Here is a 14,775-nt window from a genome sequence, read left to right as displayed (position 1 = left end):
AAATGATGATGCTTATTATGATAAGATAGACCTAGTAATTGATCGGAAAATGCGAATGCAATAGGAAAAGAGGTATGGAGAATGCAACATTTCGAGCTAGAGGCAAGTTTGTTAGACCATGCACTGACAAAGTATTTAAAGGCGACGAAACGAATAGATGAAGAGAATATCCCTAAAAACGTCACGAATGTAAAAGGGTTTATTTTACGCATCATCTACCGCCATCAATCATGTACTGTGAAAAATATTCTGCAGGAAGTTTCATTATCTCCCTCCGCAACAACAACCGCTCTCAATCACTTAGAAGATGAAGGGCTGATTATCCGCTCTAGAAATAACAATGACCGCCGTACGGTATGGATTACACTCTCTGAATCAGGTGAACAAATCGCCAGACAAATGATCGACAATCGTCAGCTGCTTGTCAATCAACTGTTCAATCACCTATCAGAAGAAGATAAAAAAACATTTTTTGAATTAATCGAAAAAATGATGGACGAGCGCACATTAAAGGCTTAGGAAATATCCTAAGCCTTCTTTTTATGGCTTTAAGATGACTTTTATACAATCATCTTGTTTTTCATTGAATATGTGATACGCATGAGCTGCATCATCTAGCGGTAATTGATGTGTGATGATCGCTCTAGGATCAATTTCCCCGGTTGTCACTTTTTGATAAAGCTTTGACATGTACCCTCTCGCCGGTGCCTGTCCCATTTTCAGCGTGACGTTTCTTGCGAAAAAAGCACCCAATGGGAACATATTGTAAAGACCTCCATACACACCCGTCAGCTGAACAGTCCCGCATTTCCTCACGGCTTTTGTGGCAATTTGAATGGGCCCTATCGTTCCGCCTTGCAGCTTGAGCTTCTGTTCAATCTTTTCAAGCGGTGACTTTTTCCCATCCATCCCCACACAATCAATGACAACATCCGCCCCGCCTTTTGTGAGCTCCTTTAGGGTTTCTCCCATGTCAGGGTCTTCTGTAAAATCAAATACTTCTACGCCGCTCATTCGTTTTGCATGATGTAGACGGTAGTCAATGTAATCAACAGCAATGACCCGCTCTGCGCCCTTTTGCCAAGCAAATTGCTGTGCCATTAACCCAACAGGTCCACACCCCAGCACAATGACTGTATCCCCCTTTTTTACACCTGCGTGTTCTACACTCCAATAAGCAGTTGGCAGAACATCTGATAAAAACAGCAATTGTTCATCCTCTAGCTCACAATCATCCGGCACCTTAAATGGTGTATAGTTTCCAAAGGGCACACGTAAATATTCAGCCTGTCCTCCGGGGTAATTCCCATATTTCTCACTGTATCCAAAAAGTCCGCCTGAATCATAATGGGGGTTTGAGTGATCGCATTGACTTTCTAGATGATGATGGCAATACTGGCATTGACCACATGCCACGGTAAATGGAATGACGACACGATCTCCCTTTTTCACCGCAGTGACATCCGGCCCGACTTCCTCTACCACCCCCATCGGTTCATGCCCAATCACATAGCCGATAGGAAGCGGGAAATTCCCTTGATATAAATGTAAATCTGACCCACAAATTGCTGTAGATGTTATCCGAACGATGACATCTTCACGATCTTGTATAGATGGTGCAGCTATTTCCTTCACCGCAATGCGGCTTTTGCCTTGATAGGTGACAGCTCTCATGTGCATTTCCTCCTTTAGCTAAGGTCATCATGTCTATAGCTTCACCTTGAATGGATGGTTCATACATATGAATAGGGATGCTGTTCCATAAGGGAAATAAAATAACCCGCCGATTGATTCGGCAGGCTGTTTATTCAAATCTGTGTAACGCGTTACACAGCTATTTTTCTTCGACAAACACCAAATCATACTGAGCAGAGGTCTCCCCATCCTCCATCATGTCCCCTTCCTGTATAAAATAAGGGCACATACCTGGACTTTGTGCTTCTTCAAATTGTTCAAACACTTGCTCAATATAGCCAGGCAGCAGCAAAACCAACATTTTATTTGAATGAGACACGAATTCATACGAGTGAACGGTATTCGGAGGAATATAGGCAAAATCCCCTGGCATCAAGCAAATATTTTCTCCGTTTAACTGAAGATTGATTCTGCCTTCAACACAATAAAGTGCTTCTGTATGCATTTCATGATAATGCGAACGTAATCCTTTTCCCTTTGTCCCTTCAATCACAAAATAACTAAATCCGTCTCCTGTTGTTTCCGTTGTCGCAATCAGCTCATGAAGCTGACCTTCGACCATGTATTGCTTTCCTTCACCAGCCTCCAGCACATATGGCTGCACTGCGCGCGGGAGCTGACTATGAAACAAAACAGCTGGCTTGGTTGTATTGGATAGCTCCCTAATGCCGTGCATCAATATGATATCGCTTTCTTTTTCAGCCTGATGAAAGCTGTCTGCATCAAATGGGTGATCAGTCATCGGCCATTCATTCTGCAACAGCCTCTTTCCGATTTGCTGATAGACATCTGTCATTTGCCCGCCCAGTGTATAAGAAATAAACCTTGTTTTGTGACTATGCATTCTATAGCCATGAATTGTTTTGGGCGGAATATGAATATAATCGCAGGCCGTCACCATATACTTTTTACCGTCCAGTATCACTTCCAGCTTCCCTTCCAGCACAAAGATGGTTTCAAATAGCGTCTCATGACAATGCAGCGGAAAGTAAGCACCTTTCCCACCTGTGATTAAGACAAGCTCAAACAGTTGATTTGTTTGATTTGCTTCTGCCAGCACATGTACAAGCTGATTTTCCAAACCATACAGCTCCCCCGAACCGGACACGGTATAAAAAGAGGTATCTTCGGATTGCTTGATCGATTGTGGTTGCTCCGACATCCCATCACTCCTCATGACTAATTGACTATCTTTATTATATAGACCAATTGATATAATAGATAGGCAATATGCGAGAGATTTTACTCTTCTCGCATAAATAAGTGTCTAAGGTAACATTTTACGTGCTCTAAAGGAGTCGTTTGCTTTAATGCAGTGGTCATTGATAATCCGCCGATGACCATTGAATGAAGGAGAGATGCCCGCTCATCCGCTTTTGTTTCATCATATCCGCTATTCATCAGCTTTTCTTTGACAAGCTCTTGCCAGCGGATCATTTCTTGTTTGCATGCAGCATGAAGTTTTGTATGTTCAGGTTTTGACTCAGCCGCCAGTAAGACAATCGGTATCCCTCTTTCACTTTCTTGCTCCATAAAACCCCGAATAATATTTGTCATAAAATGATCGACGGCGACATATGGGTCATCAGAATAGGCAAAGCTTGCTTCAATTTGATCGATGACCCTTTGACTAATATATTCAACGGCTGCTATGGCCAGCTCTTCTTTTCCATTTGGAAAGTAATAATATAGAGATCCTTTCGGCGTGCCGCTCTCTCTAATGATTTGATTCAACCCTGTCGCATGATACCCCTGTTTACGTAAAAGAAGTGCGGCCGTTTGAATGATTTTGTCCTTCGTACTCACGTGTGACACTCCTTTCCTCCATAGACCAACGTCGATGCCATTGTATTATTGATTCAGTAATGGATGCGTTCCTTTCCATAATGAGGATGATTCTATTTCTGACGCCAGTCTGAGCAGCCAGTCCTCTTTTCCTTTCGGTGCTGTCACCTGTACGCCTAAAGGCATGCCTGCTTCTGTGAGATGAACTGGCACACTCATAGATGGCTGGCCGGTTAGGTTAGCCAGCTGTGTAAATGGTGTGTAGGTCAAACTCTTGAGGAACATTTCATAAATCAGATCTTGCTGTGCTTGCATTGAAAGGGATGACACACGTAACAATGCAGCAATTTCTTGATCGTTATGCATCAACTCGCCAACCTTTGGAGCCGAATAGGCAGTAGCTGGGGTCACATATAGATCGTAGGTTTGATGAAATGCGGCCATTTTTGCAGCGGCCATATCCCATGCATCAAGACTTTCTGTATAAGCAGCAGCTGTCACATTTTTTCCTGCTTCCGCCAGTACCCATGCCACAATATCTGTCTCCTCCGGCTTCACCGGACGCCCGAATGAACGAGCCAGAGAGGTAAATAAGGCAGACATTTCACCGCTGTTCATGACATAATATTGCTGCATCAGATGGACACCATCAATGTCCGGCTTCGCTTCCTCTATTTGATGCCCTTGTTCACTCAGCCATTTCACAGTGTTCAAGACTGCCTGCTTTGCTTCCTCACTCACCTTCGTGCCTACTGGAGAGTCTACACTGTAAGCAATTCGCATAGAAGAGGTTCGTTTCACCAAATCCTCTTGATAGCTGCCGTCATATAATGGCGTTTGGAACGCAGCCTCTGGCTGAATGACTTGAAGCAAATCAAGCAGGGCTGCACTGTCTCGAACTGTTTTTGTGAGCGTAAAGTCAATGGAAGCTCCTTGCCACTGCCTTCCTGCACCCGGGCCGACCGGTGTTCTCCCCCTTGTTGGCTTGAGTCCAAATAAACCAGTAAAGGATGCCGGAATCCGAATAGACCCTCCGCCATCACTCGCTCCACCCGCCGGTACGATGCCGCTTGCCACAGCTGCTGCCGTCCCGCCGCTTGAACCGCCCGGAGAATAGTCAGCATTCCAAGGGTTTCTCGTCGGACCATATAAAAAGGGTTCTGTCACATTTCGCAATCCGAATTCAGGTGTGTTTGTATGACCGATCATGAGGAGCCCAGCCTGCTTCAATCGACGGACAAAGTGGGAATCTGTTTGCGCCTTTACATCCTTTAACAGCAAAGCACCCGCCGTCAAAGGTTCATGCTCCAACCCCTGCGATATATTTTTCAACACAAACGGAACACCAGCAAAAGGCTGATCCGCATCTAGTGACTTCATGTCTTTGAACACTTGATCTCGTCTAGTATGAATCACCGCATTTAGTACTGGATTCACTTCTTCCAATCTAGTAAATGCAGCTTGTACAAGCTCTTCGGGCGTGACCTGCTTTTTCTGCACAAGTGACGCCAATCCCGTTGCATCATACGTCATATACTCTTTTACATTCATCGGCATGTCCTTCTTTCTCATATTTTGATCTCTCTATTGTCTACTAGAATTCTATGAAATTCAATTTCGGGATACGTGTGAAAAAAACTTTCTTTCTAGACTATGATTCTTCTAACCATCTATCTTATTTCTCCGATATAATAAAGAAAAAAAGACGGAGGTCACCTCATATGCAAGGAGCCATTGCCTTGAAAAAGAAAATCGTCGTGGTCATCGCGTTTCTTCTTGCTTTGACAACTGCTTTGCCCTTCCATTCGCAGGCAGTTGCACCACCAAAAGAAACAGATGTCATCATCGTCTATAAAAATCAAAAAGGAAAACAGACGGCTATTCAAGAAAGTGAAAAAGTGAACGCTCAATACATACATCTTCCAGCTGTAGCAGTGACAGCAGATGAGCAAGCTGTCACCTCACTTAAAAAAGACCCGAACATCGCTTATGTTTCAAAAAACGTTAGGGTCAAACTCGCTGCTACTACCGTAAAAAAAACGGCTGCTGCTACTGGCCAGGATGCTTTGGTACAAAAATCTTATAACCTGCAGAAGCTCAATGTAAAGCAAGCAATCAAAGAAGGCGTGACAGGGAAAAATGTGAAAGTAGCCGTTCTCGATACTGGTATTTTCCCACATGAAGATTTAAAGGTAGCCGGCGGTAAATCATTCGTCGATTACACGTCTTCTTACAAAGATGATGAAGGACATGGAACACATGTCGCCGGTACAATTGGGGCGCTCAATAATGATTACGGTACGGTCGGCGTCGCTTCTGGTGTGAAGCTGTATGCTGTAAAAGTATTAGATAAAAAAGGAGAGGGCGACTTATACAGTCTGCTCCGAGGCATTGATTGGGCGATTAGCAATAAGATGGACATCATCAACCTAAGTCTAGCTTTTGAAGATAACATTCCGATTTTACGTTCAGCAGTTGATGAAGCATACAAAAAAGGACTGCTGGTCGTTGCTGCAAGTGGAAATGATGGAAAGAAGAATGGGATTAGCTATCCTGCCGCATACAATAGCGTCATTGCTGTTTCCGCAACGACTGACAAAGACAAACTCGCCTCCATCTCTAATACGGGGAAAGGAATTGAATTTTCCGCTCCCGGCGAGAACGTCATCAGTACCTATTTGAAAAATGAATATTGGTATGCCACGGGTACATCACAAGCGGCACCGCATGTCACAGGGATGCTGGCGCTGTTAAAACAGCTACATCCTAAGAAAACAAATGTTCAGCTCCGCACTTTATTGCGCAGCTATACAGTGGATCTTGGCGCAAAAGGAAAAGATTCACAATTCGGCTATGGCCGCGTGCAATATGTGCCGCAGTCAACCTTTTTAAAGGCTGCGACAAGCGCAGTCAAGACAGCCGAAACATCTAAAAAACAGACAGATGTTGATCAAGCCAAAACGAAAATTGGCAGACTCACTGCCAGCAAGCAAAAAACCGCACTCACTGACCGAGTCAAAAAAGTCCAAACAGCCATTGATATTCGTGACGCACGAGCGAAGGTCAAATCAGCTGAAAAAAGTAAAACCCAAGGCTCGATTAAAAGTGCCCAAACGGCTATTAAAAAGCTATCCAAAGGCAAAGAAAAAACAAGCCTGCAAAACCGGCTCGACAAAGTCAAAAAACAAGTCGCTTATCAAAAGAAAGTGACAGATGCCAAACAAAAAGTCAAAAAAGCCGAAGCCAAACGAACAAAGAAAACAAAAGCAACCGCTCAAAGTGCGGTCAAACAACTAAAAGCATCTAAAACAAAAACTGATTTACAAAAACGAATCAGCCGGATCAAGGTTTGATAAAAAAACGATTCCTTTCAGCAAGGAATCGTTTTTTCTATTTCAACATCTTCTGAAACAGGGTGTGAGGATATTTCCCTTTCGCATCCAGCCTCACTTGATCGAGGATGTGCGCTAACGAATGGATGACATCACGGAGTGCCCGATGAACCGAGCCCTGCTCAAAGGAAGCTAAACTCTCCGGCAGTTCATCTTCATCCAAAACAAAGAAATCACCATTCGGAAGAACGAGTAGATCAATCAATAAATCTTCAAAAACAACCGCCCGTTCTTCAAACCATGTATGTCTGACGATATTCACATAAGAGCCAAGTTCATTGCCTTGATCATCTCGCCAAAAATAGACATTGTAAGGCCGGTCCGTCCAATAATAGGCGGTCGTATAACTCCCTTTTGGAATCGTGACAGTGCCATCACCAGCAACCATTGTAAATGGTTCTTGAATTTTATGAAACAACACGACTTGCTGCTCCTGTGCGTCTAACAGCTGACACGTATGTTCCACAACCTGATCATCGTATTTGATTTTTCTCTCAATGACGTCATCCCAAGAATTTGCATATAGCGGAAACAATCGGTCACAACCCCTTCTGCATCTACTTCTTATTCTAGTATACACTGCTTTCTTTTGAAGAAATAAAGGTTCACTGCTGCTGCCTATGGAAGACATATGGTGAGGTGAAAACAAATGAACGGAATCACAATCATCGAAACCGTAGCAGAACTCGGACAAATCATCTTGGTTTTTTGTGGCGATGCCCTTTACTGGCGGCTGGTGAAAACGAAAAGAGATCGAAAGCTGACCCCTTATGAACATGTGTTGAAATTCTTTGTCATGTTCGGATTAATCTCATGGTGCTTTTCATATATGGCACTGAACGTATGGGTATCATGAGAAAGAGGAAGAGCCCCGTCCATGCAGGACATGCTCTTCCTCTTCTTATGCAGCGTGTTATGAGCCAGCCGGCTGTTCTTTTTTGATCACATACTGATAGCTCTTCACATGCGTCCCATTTTGATTCACAAATTCTTTATCAAGTGCCCGTTCAAAGCCCATTCTTTCATATAAACGAATGGCGGCCTGCATTTTATCCGACGTATGAAGGTACAGGACGTTCTCGCCCCACGATTGCGTCAGTTCTATACTTTTACGCAACAATGACTCTGCAATACCTTTTCCTCTCACATCAGGATCTACCCCTAAAAACCGGACAATCGCTGAAGTAATGCCCATCTCCGGCTTGTCATATGCCTGTTCTGATGATCGGAACATTTGAAGGGTCCCCACGACCTTGCCCTCAAGCTCGGCCACAAGCATCAACTCCATGTTTGGGTTATCTACAGCCGCTCGCAAGGCTGCAGAATAATTTTGCCAGCCTTCCTCTGTAAATTGAGGCTCATACTGTGCGTATGATTTGATCAGCACATGTGTGATCGCCTCATGATCTTCACTCACTGCTTGACGAATGATCAACTCTTGCTGCTCCATGCCAGCACCTCCTGTTTGTCTATGAATGGATATACGTATCATGCAATCACTGCATGCCTATGATCTGATTCTTTTCTCTACTCATTCAATGTAAAGAGTCTTCTTTTAAAGATCAATTATTTTGCACGAAATTTTCTTTGAAAATTTTGATTGAAATGGAAAGCTTGATTCATTATGCTGATTTGAGGACGTATACAAGGAGTGGCATCATATGAATTCTTTATCTTATCCCCAAGAATCGAAAAAAAATCGATTCCTCCTTGCCGCGCTTCTTGGCTCTTTAACAGCCCTTGCACCGCTGGCAATGGATATGTATTTACCTGCTTTACCTAATATCGCCCGTGACTTTGAAGCAAGCACGGCGCTGTCTCAGTTAAGTCTCATGGCTTGTTTGATTGGACTTGCGCTTGGACAGCTGATTGCAGGTCCAATCAGTGATACAGTCGGCAGAAGAAAGCCGCTCATGATTGGATTAATCATTTTTATTGCGGCCTCTCTTTTATGCATAGTGGTCACATCAATTTGGACATTCATTCTTTTAAGGCTGATTCAAGGACTTGCTGGATCAGCAGGCATTGTCATTGCACGAGCCATCGTACGAGATCATTATGAAGGCTCAGAAATGACGAAATTCTTTGCTTTGCTCATGTTAGTCAACGGAGTGGCTCCAGCTGCGGCACCGATCGTGGGCGGACAAATGTTACGGTTCACGACGTGGCAGGGTGTGTTTGTTCTGCTAGGAATCCTCGGGGCACTCATGCTCCTAAGATCGATGTTTTCATTGAAAGAAAGCTTACCTGTGGAACGCAGACAGACTGGAGGCTTCAAACAGATCCTAGGTGCGATGAAAATTCTAGCGAGCGATCGACTCTTTGTCGGATATGCTCTCTCACAAGGGCTTGTCTTCGCCGCCATGTTTGCGTATATCTCTGGATCACCGTTTGTACTGCAGGAGATTTTCAACCTTTCTCCGCAGGGCTTCAGTGCTGCCTTTGCGGTGAATAGTCTTGGCATCATCACAGCCGGACAAGTATTTGCCCGCGTTGCTGCGAAAATTGGTGAGGAGAAAGTCCTTCGCATTGGGCTGCTGACAGCTGCTTTAGGAGGCGTCACCTTGTGTGTGATGATCTCTATTGATGCAGGGCTTTATGGCATCCTCATTCCGCTCTTTTTTGTGGTCTCTAGCGTTGGGATTGTCGGCACGTCTGCTCCTTCTCTTGCGATGCAGCATCACGGTGCGCATGCTGGAAGTGCCGCTGCCCTCATCGGTGTGGCACAAATGCTTCTTGGCGCATGCATGACACCCCTTGTCGGCTTAGCTGGAAGCCAGACTGCCTTTCCCATGGGGCTGATTATTATGCTCTGTGACCTTGGCGCACTCTGCTGTTATTTTTTCTTTGTTGCCAGAGCGAAAAAAAGACCCGCATAAGCGGGTAGCAGATTGTTGACAAAGGGCTAAAATGAACTTTATTTTGGCTCTTTGTCTTCTTTTCAGCGTGATAGAAAACCTTTGCAGCCCTAGGAAGGACGAGCATCGGCGCGGAGCGAATTTGACATTCGTGAGCACCGAAGCGCAGGACTGACACCGAATGCGAGGGTTTGTCTACACGCTGAGACCCGCATAAGCGGGTCTTTCATTTATGGCTTGCTCCAATTGATCGTGCGGAACACATTGTACTGGTCATTATTTTGATATGCATCTAGGTCAAAGCCTGAAAGTCCAAAACCAATTGCCATGACAATTCCTCCGGCAACGGTGAAGATGATCCCCCATTTGATGCATTGCTTTTTTAAATCATTCACGTTCATACTCTCACGACCTTCTTTTTAAACATTCCCATGAATGCCTTAGTGGTTTGAACAGTCCCTTGCACAAATAGCTTTGTTAAATACGCCGTGGCTATGCCGCTTAATAATCCGACACCTAATAGAAGAATCCCAACTCCGATCTGCGTCACCACCACATGCAAACCATCCTGAAAAATAAATGGAGAACCAATGATACTCCAAAAACCACCGAGCAAACCAACTAGCGTCATTGTACCTGTCACGAGTGGAACACACCAAATCACCATATACACAGAAAGAATCAGCAGGAATACTGTTGCGAGAATGCTGCCCCATAACGGAAAGCCCAAAATGAGGATGGAGAGTCTTGTGGCTTTTTCTCCAAACGTCGGCACCTGAACTGTTTTGATTCCTTGTTCCTTCATAATCCCTTCAGCGATGATGGCAGGCTGACCGACTTGATGAACTGCCTCCTGTTCACTGTAGCCATCTTCCTGATAATCCTCGATCATTTCATCGTAATACTCGATGAACCGATCACTTTCTTTTTCGCCTAGACGATGCAGATGCTTCTCCAAGCTGGCTAAAAATTCTTTTTTATTCATTGCTCTGTCCTCCAGAAATAAAGTCGTAAATCGCCATCACTTGATCCCATTCCGCTAAAAATTGCGCGATATGCTCCCGTCCGTTCTTTGTCATCCGGTAGTATTTTCTTAATCGACTGTTATGTTCCTGTGAATAGGTCTCCACATAATTGTTTTGCTCTAACCGCTTTAATATCGGATATAATGTCGATTCTGAAATCTCAATACAATGGGACATATCTTTAATCATTTGATAACCATAGGAATCGCTTTTCTTTAATACCGCCAGTACACAGAATTCCAGTAATCCTTTTTTTAGTTGTGCATTCATGTTTACAACTCCTAACTATTTATACTATACAATACATAGTATGATGTGACAAGAGGTATTTATTTTGTAAAAGCATAAAAAAAAGACCCCCACAGGGCCTTTCACTTTTATATATTCACAAATCCTTCTCCAAACACATCACGCACGTCATGGACAACAACGAATGCGTCTCGATCAATTTTCTTAATGATTTTCTTTAAACGCATCAGCTCCTGTTTTTGAATGACTGCATAGAGAATTTCCTTCGATTCCTTCGAATAATGACCGCGACCGTTTAAAATGGTCACGCCTCGATCCAAGGTGTGATTGATTTCTTCTGCAATATCATCTTTGCATGAAGAAATAATCGTCACTGCTTTTTTCGTGTTAAGCCCTTCTATGACGAAATCCATCACCTTAGTCGCCACATACAGCATCACAATCGTAAACATTAATTTTTCCGCACCAATAATAAAGTAAGAAGCAAAAACAACGATCAGATCAAAGAACAAGATGGCGTAGCTCACGTTCCAGTCTAGATACTTATTCGCAATTCGCCCGAGGATAGCAGATCCCGCTGTTGTACCGCCCGCTCTTAAAACAAGACCAATGCCAATCCCAATGATGATCCCTGCGAAAATAGAACCAATGATCAATTCATGGACATTCACCACCCATGTAGTGGTCAAATGTAAAAATAGAGAGTTACTTGCGACAGCTACCACTGTGTAGATCGTGGTCTTCTTGTCCAAGTATTTATACCCCACAAGTAATAAAATCGCATTCAACACAAGGTTTGTCAGCCACGGCGCAATCTCAAACATATAGTAGAAAATGATGGACAGCCCCGTTACGCCGCCTTCACCAAACTCAAGTGGAATGACAAACATGTTCACAGCTGCAGCAAATAAAAAAGAACCAACTAGAATCATTGCAATATCTTTTACACATTTTTTCAATTTCTTCTTTCCTCCTTTTTTTAAGCATATAAAAAACCCTCTTTCTGCACGAAAGAAGACAGTCGTTGGACAAAATAAAAATCAAAAGACGGCGCCTTTTGATGAAGCTTTCTGAAATGAACCTTTCCATAATATATATCTCTTTTTAGAGGCTGTCAATGACTTGGTTTTCTATTATTTCAACTGTATGTTTATGCACTCAAACCCGCATGTTTTCAGGGTTTTTCCGTCATATGATGCTTATTCCTCTCCTTGACAAAAACACTTTAGTCATTTAAACTACTGCCTCATATCATATCCATTATTTCCGATCGACAAAGGAGGCTGTTTGATTTATATGAATCCTATTCAAAGCCGATTACAGGCTCACGCACCTTTGATTTTAGATGGTGCACTTGCAACGGAGCTTGAACGAAAGGGCTGTGATTTAAACGACAGTTTATGGTCAGCCAAAATCCTCATTGAACAGCCAGAATTGATTCAGCAAGTACACTTGGACTACTTCCAAGCAGGTGCTGACTGTGCAACAACAGCCAGCTACCAAACGACAATTGATGGCTTTGCTGAAAAAGGCTATACAAAAGAAGAAGCCATCGAATTAATGAAACGATCTGTCACGTTAGCAAAAGAAGCGTGCGAGCAGTTTTGGCAGGATGAGACACAACGTAAAGAGCGGGCAAAACCATTTGTCGCTGGATCTGTGGGGCCCTTCGGCGCTTATTTGTCTGATGGTTCAGAATATAAGGGAAATTACGGACTCACAGAACAGGCGCTCATTGATTTTCACAGACCAAGAATTCAAGCATTGGTAGAGGCTGGTGCAGATATTCTCGCTTGTGAAACCATCCCTTGTCTCATTGAAGCAATCGCCATCGCTAAACTGCTGGAGGATGAGTTCAGCGGTGTATATGCGTGGATTACATTTAGTGCAAAGGATGGTCAGCACATTAGTGAAGGAGATTTACTTAGGGACTGTGTACAAGCACTCGAGCCATATGAGCAGATCGCTGCTGTTGGCGTAAACTGTACACCGCCGCAATATATGTCTTCTCTTATTCAGGAGATGAAAAAAGGGACGAGCAAACCGATTGTCGTGTATCCGAACTCAGGCGAATTATATGATCCTGAAGAGAAGGTTTGGAGCGGAGATACGTCTCACCATACATTTGGTGAATGTGCGCAGCAATGGTATAAAGACGGCGCACAAATCATCGGCGGCTGCTGCCGGACGACACCAGAGGATATTACCGATATCTTAAAACAGGCAACATCGTAGCATCATGACTCAACACACATACTTCTAAGCAAAAGGGCGGGAAGACATGGAACAAGCAAAAGATCAGTCACAACAATATCAACGAAAAATGACAAGCCGTCACCTGTTCATGCTTTCTTTAGGTGGCGTGATTGGCACAGGACTCTTTTTAAGTTCAGGATATACGATCAATCAGGCCGGACCTGCGGGAACGATTTTGGCTTATCTGGTTGGGGCATTAATTGTGTACCTCGTGATGCTCTGTTTAGGTGAACTGTCTGTCGCAATGCCGGTTACAGGCGCTTTTCACACATATGCAACAAAATACATTGGGCCCGGCACTGGCTATACAGTGGCTTGGCTTTATTGGCTGACATGGACCGTGGCACTTGGTTCAGAATTTACAGCGGCAGGTCTTTTAATGCAGCGCTGGTTCCCGGACACATCGGTTTGGATGTGGAGCGGTGTTTTTGCACTTCTCATCTTTTTACTCAATGCTTTTACAGTTAAGTTTTTTGCAGAATCGGAATTTTGGTTTTCTAGCATTAAAGTCATGGCTATTATTCTCTTTATTATCCTTGGCGGAGCCGCGATGTTTGGATTGATTCCACTAAAAGGCGGTGAGGCCGCTCCGTTCTTCTCTAACTTCACTGGAGATGGGGGTCTCTTCCCAAACGGCTTTTTACCGATTTTAATGACCATGTTGGCTGTTAATTTTGCTTTTTCGGGTACTGAGCTGATTGGGATTGCTGCGGGCGAAAGTGTCAATCCAGATGAGACCATTCCCCGGGCGATTCGCACGACTGTGCTGCGCCTTGTCCTGTTTTTCGTCGGAACGATCGTGGTCTTAGCCGGCTTAATTCCAGTAGAAGAAGCCGGGGTGATCAAAAGTCCTTTCGTTGTGGTATTTGACCGCATCGGTATTCCTTATGCGGCAGATTTCATGAATTTTGTCATTCTGACAGCGATTTTATCTGCTGCAAACTCAGGGCTATACGCCTCATCTCGTATGCTATGGTCCCTTTCTGAAGAACGAACATTACCTAAAAAGCTGGCAAAATTGACGTCAAAGGGAATTCCTTTGAATGCACTCATTTTGAGTATGATTGGGGGCATTCTCTCTTTGCTATCGAGTGTCATCGCACCTGAAACGGTGTATCTGGTTCTTGTTTCAATCTCTGGACTCGCCGTTGTTGTTGTATGGATGGGAATTGCAGCTTCACAGTTCATGTTTCGCAAAAAATTCTTACAGGATGGCGGACAGCTTCATGATTTATCTTTCCGAACCCCGCTTTATCCGGTGGTTCCGATTGCTGCCTTCCTCCTATGCCTTGCATCTGTGATCGGCATTGCTTTTGATCCAAATCAGCGCATCGCTCTCATCTGCGGTATCCCTTTTATCGCACTCTGCTATGCTGCCTATTACGTGACAACATGGATTCAGAAAAAACGAGAAAACCCTGGTGTATAGCACCAGGGTTTTTTGTTTGCCCCAAAAAAGGATATCACTAGCAAAACAAAGACATTTTGGTATATGATAGGAATCTATGATTTTCA

16 protein-coding genes are annotated in these 14,775 nt (G+C 43.9%); 6 read left to right on the top strand and 10 right to left on the bottom strand.

The features are described 5' to 3' along the window. The first annotated feature begins 81 nt into the window (after positions 1 to 81). Positions 82 to 519, top strand: coding sequence for a MarR family winged helix-turn-helix transcriptional regulator (locus ACNO7B_RS01430; protein WP_007498406.1), 438 nt, complete (start codon positions 82 to 84; stop codon positions 517 to 519). 21 nt (positions 520 to 540) lie between these two features. Here ACNO7B_RS01430 and ACNO7B_RS01425 read toward each other — a convergent pair whose 3' ends face one another. The 4 genes from ACNO7B_RS01425 to ACNO7B_RS01410 all read right to left on the bottom strand — a co-directional run bounded on the left by ACNO7B_RS01425 (position 541) and on the right by ACNO7B_RS01410 (position 5,031). After that, positions 541 to 1,674: a zinc-dependent alcohol dehydrogenase gene (locus ACNO7B_RS01425; RefSeq protein WP_048003134.1), complete on the bottom strand. Its 1,134-nt coding sequence runs from the start codon at positions 1,672 to 1,674 to the stop codon at positions 541 to 543. 160 nt (positions 1,675 to 1,834) lie between these two features. Then, positions 1,835 to 2,857 (bottom strand): quercetin 2,3-dioxygenase, encoded by a 1,023-nt coding sequence (locus ACNO7B_RS01420; protein ID WP_046526606.1) that lies wholly within the window; start codon positions 2,855 to 2,857, stop codon positions 1,835 to 1,837. An 80-nt stretch (positions 2,858 to 2,937) separates the two neighbouring features. Further along, positions 2,938 to 3,501 carry a TetR/AcrR family transcriptional regulator gene (locus ACNO7B_RS01415; RefSeq protein WP_017366541.1) on the bottom strand — a complete coding sequence of 188 codons (564 nt, stop codon included), beginning with the start codon at positions 3,499 to 3,501 and terminating at the stop codon, positions 2,938 to 2,940. A gap of 45 nt (positions 3,502 to 3,546) precedes the next feature. Then, positions 3,547 to 5,031 carry an amidase gene (locus ACNO7B_RS01410; protein WP_065459760.1) on the bottom strand — a complete coding sequence of 495 codons (1,485 nt, stop codon included), beginning with the start codon at positions 5,029 to 5,031 and terminating at the stop codon, positions 3,547 to 3,549. Between the two features lie 188 nt (positions 5,032 to 5,219). Between ACNO7B_RS01410 and ACNO7B_RS01405 the strand changes: the two genes are divergently transcribed. After that, on the top strand, positions 5,220 to 6,833 hold the full coding sequence (locus ACNO7B_RS01405; protein WP_417901064.1) for a S8 family serine peptidase: 1,614 nt from the start codon (positions 5,220 to 5,222) through the stop codon (positions 6,831 to 6,833). Between the two features lie 37 nt (positions 6,834 to 6,870). Here the strand turns inward: ACNO7B_RS01405 and ACNO7B_RS01400 are convergent, their stop codons facing one another. Beyond that, positions 6,871 to 7,407, bottom strand: a complete 537-nt coding sequence (locus ACNO7B_RS01400) for a DUF402 domain-containing protein (protein ID WP_282900423.1) — start codon at positions 7,405 to 7,407, stop codon at positions 6,871 to 6,873. Positions 7,408 to 7,521: 114 nt separating this feature from the next. On the opposite strand from ACNO7B_RS01400, the gene ACNO7B_RS01395 reads away from it, so the two are divergent. Beyond that, positions 7,522 to 7,728, top strand: coding sequence for a hypothetical protein (locus tag ACNO7B_RS01395; protein WP_136944900.1), 207 nt, complete (start codon positions 7,522 to 7,524; stop codon positions 7,726 to 7,728). A gap of 57 nt (positions 7,729 to 7,785) precedes the next feature. Here the strand turns inward: ACNO7B_RS01395 and ACNO7B_RS01390 are convergent, their stop codons facing one another. Continuing rightward, a complete protein-coding gene (locus ACNO7B_RS01390) occupies positions 7,786 to 8,322 on the bottom strand; it encodes a GNAT family N-acetyltransferase (protein ID WP_008342165.1) in 537 nt (178 codons plus the stop codon). A gap of 211 nt (positions 8,323 to 8,533) precedes the next feature. On the opposite strand from ACNO7B_RS01390, the gene ACNO7B_RS01385 reads away from it, so the two are divergent. Next, positions 8,534 to 9,751, top strand: coding sequence for a multidrug effflux MFS transporter (locus tag ACNO7B_RS01385; protein WP_017358619.1), 1,218 nt, complete (start codon positions 8,534 to 8,536; stop codon positions 9,749 to 9,751). A 209-nt stretch (positions 9,752 to 9,960) separates the two neighbouring features. On the opposite strand, the gene ACNO7B_RS01380 is transcribed toward ACNO7B_RS01385, so the two are convergent. The 4 genes from ACNO7B_RS01380 to ACNO7B_RS01365 form a co-directional block, all read right to left on the bottom strand. Further along, the gene (locus ACNO7B_RS01380) at positions 9,961 to 10,131 is read right to left on the bottom strand and encodes a hypothetical protein (RefSeq protein WP_017360401.1); all 171 of its coding nucleotides are present in this window, start codon (positions 10,129 to 10,131) and stop codon (positions 9,961 to 9,963) included. Next, positions 10,128 to 10,715, bottom strand: a complete 588-nt coding sequence (locus ACNO7B_RS01375) for a DUF1700 domain-containing protein (RefSeq protein WP_417901063.1) — start codon at positions 10,713 to 10,715, stop codon at positions 10,128 to 10,130. Before ACNO7B_RS01375 ends, ACNO7B_RS01380 begins: the two co-directional genes overlap by 4 nt. After that, entirely contained in the window at positions 10,708 to 11,025 is a 318-nt protein-coding gene (locus ACNO7B_RS01370) for a PadR family transcriptional regulator (RefSeq protein WP_017360399.1), read from the bottom strand. The genes ACNO7B_RS01375 and ACNO7B_RS01370 overlap by 8 nt, the downstream gene beginning before the upstream one ends. 107 nt (positions 11,026 to 11,132) lie before the next feature. Then, positions 11,133 to 11,963, bottom strand: coding sequence for a YitT family protein (locus ACNO7B_RS01365; protein WP_025206673.1), 831 nt, complete (start codon positions 11,961 to 11,963; stop codon positions 11,133 to 11,135). Between the two features lie 337 nt (positions 11,964 to 12,300). Here ACNO7B_RS01365 and mmuM point away from each other — a divergent pair, with 337 nt between their 5' ends. Together mmuM and mmuP are read left to right on the top strand one after the other, a co-directional pair. Beyond that, the gene (gene mmuM / locus ACNO7B_RS01360) at positions 12,301 to 13,239 is read left to right on the top strand and encodes a homocysteine S-methyltransferase (protein WP_035703182.1); all 939 of its coding nucleotides are present in this window, start codon (positions 12,301 to 12,303) and stop codon (positions 13,237 to 13,239) included. Positions 13,240 to 13,285: 46 nt separating this feature from the next. Beyond that, positions 13,286 to 14,689, top strand: coding sequence for an S-methylmethionine permease (gene mmuP / locus ACNO7B_RS01355; protein WP_008342173.1), 1,404 nt, complete (start codon positions 13,286 to 13,288; stop codon positions 14,687 to 14,689). The last annotated feature ends 86 nt before the right edge of the window (positions 14,690 to 14,775 follow it).

The organism is Bacillus sp. AK25, from assembly GCF_048270685.1.
Lineage (GTDB): Bacteria > Bacillota > Bacilli > Bacillales > Bacillaceae > Bacillus > Bacillus altitudinis.
Note: the sequence above shows the minus strand (reverse complement) of the source record. Positions and strands in the feature narration are given on the sequence as shown.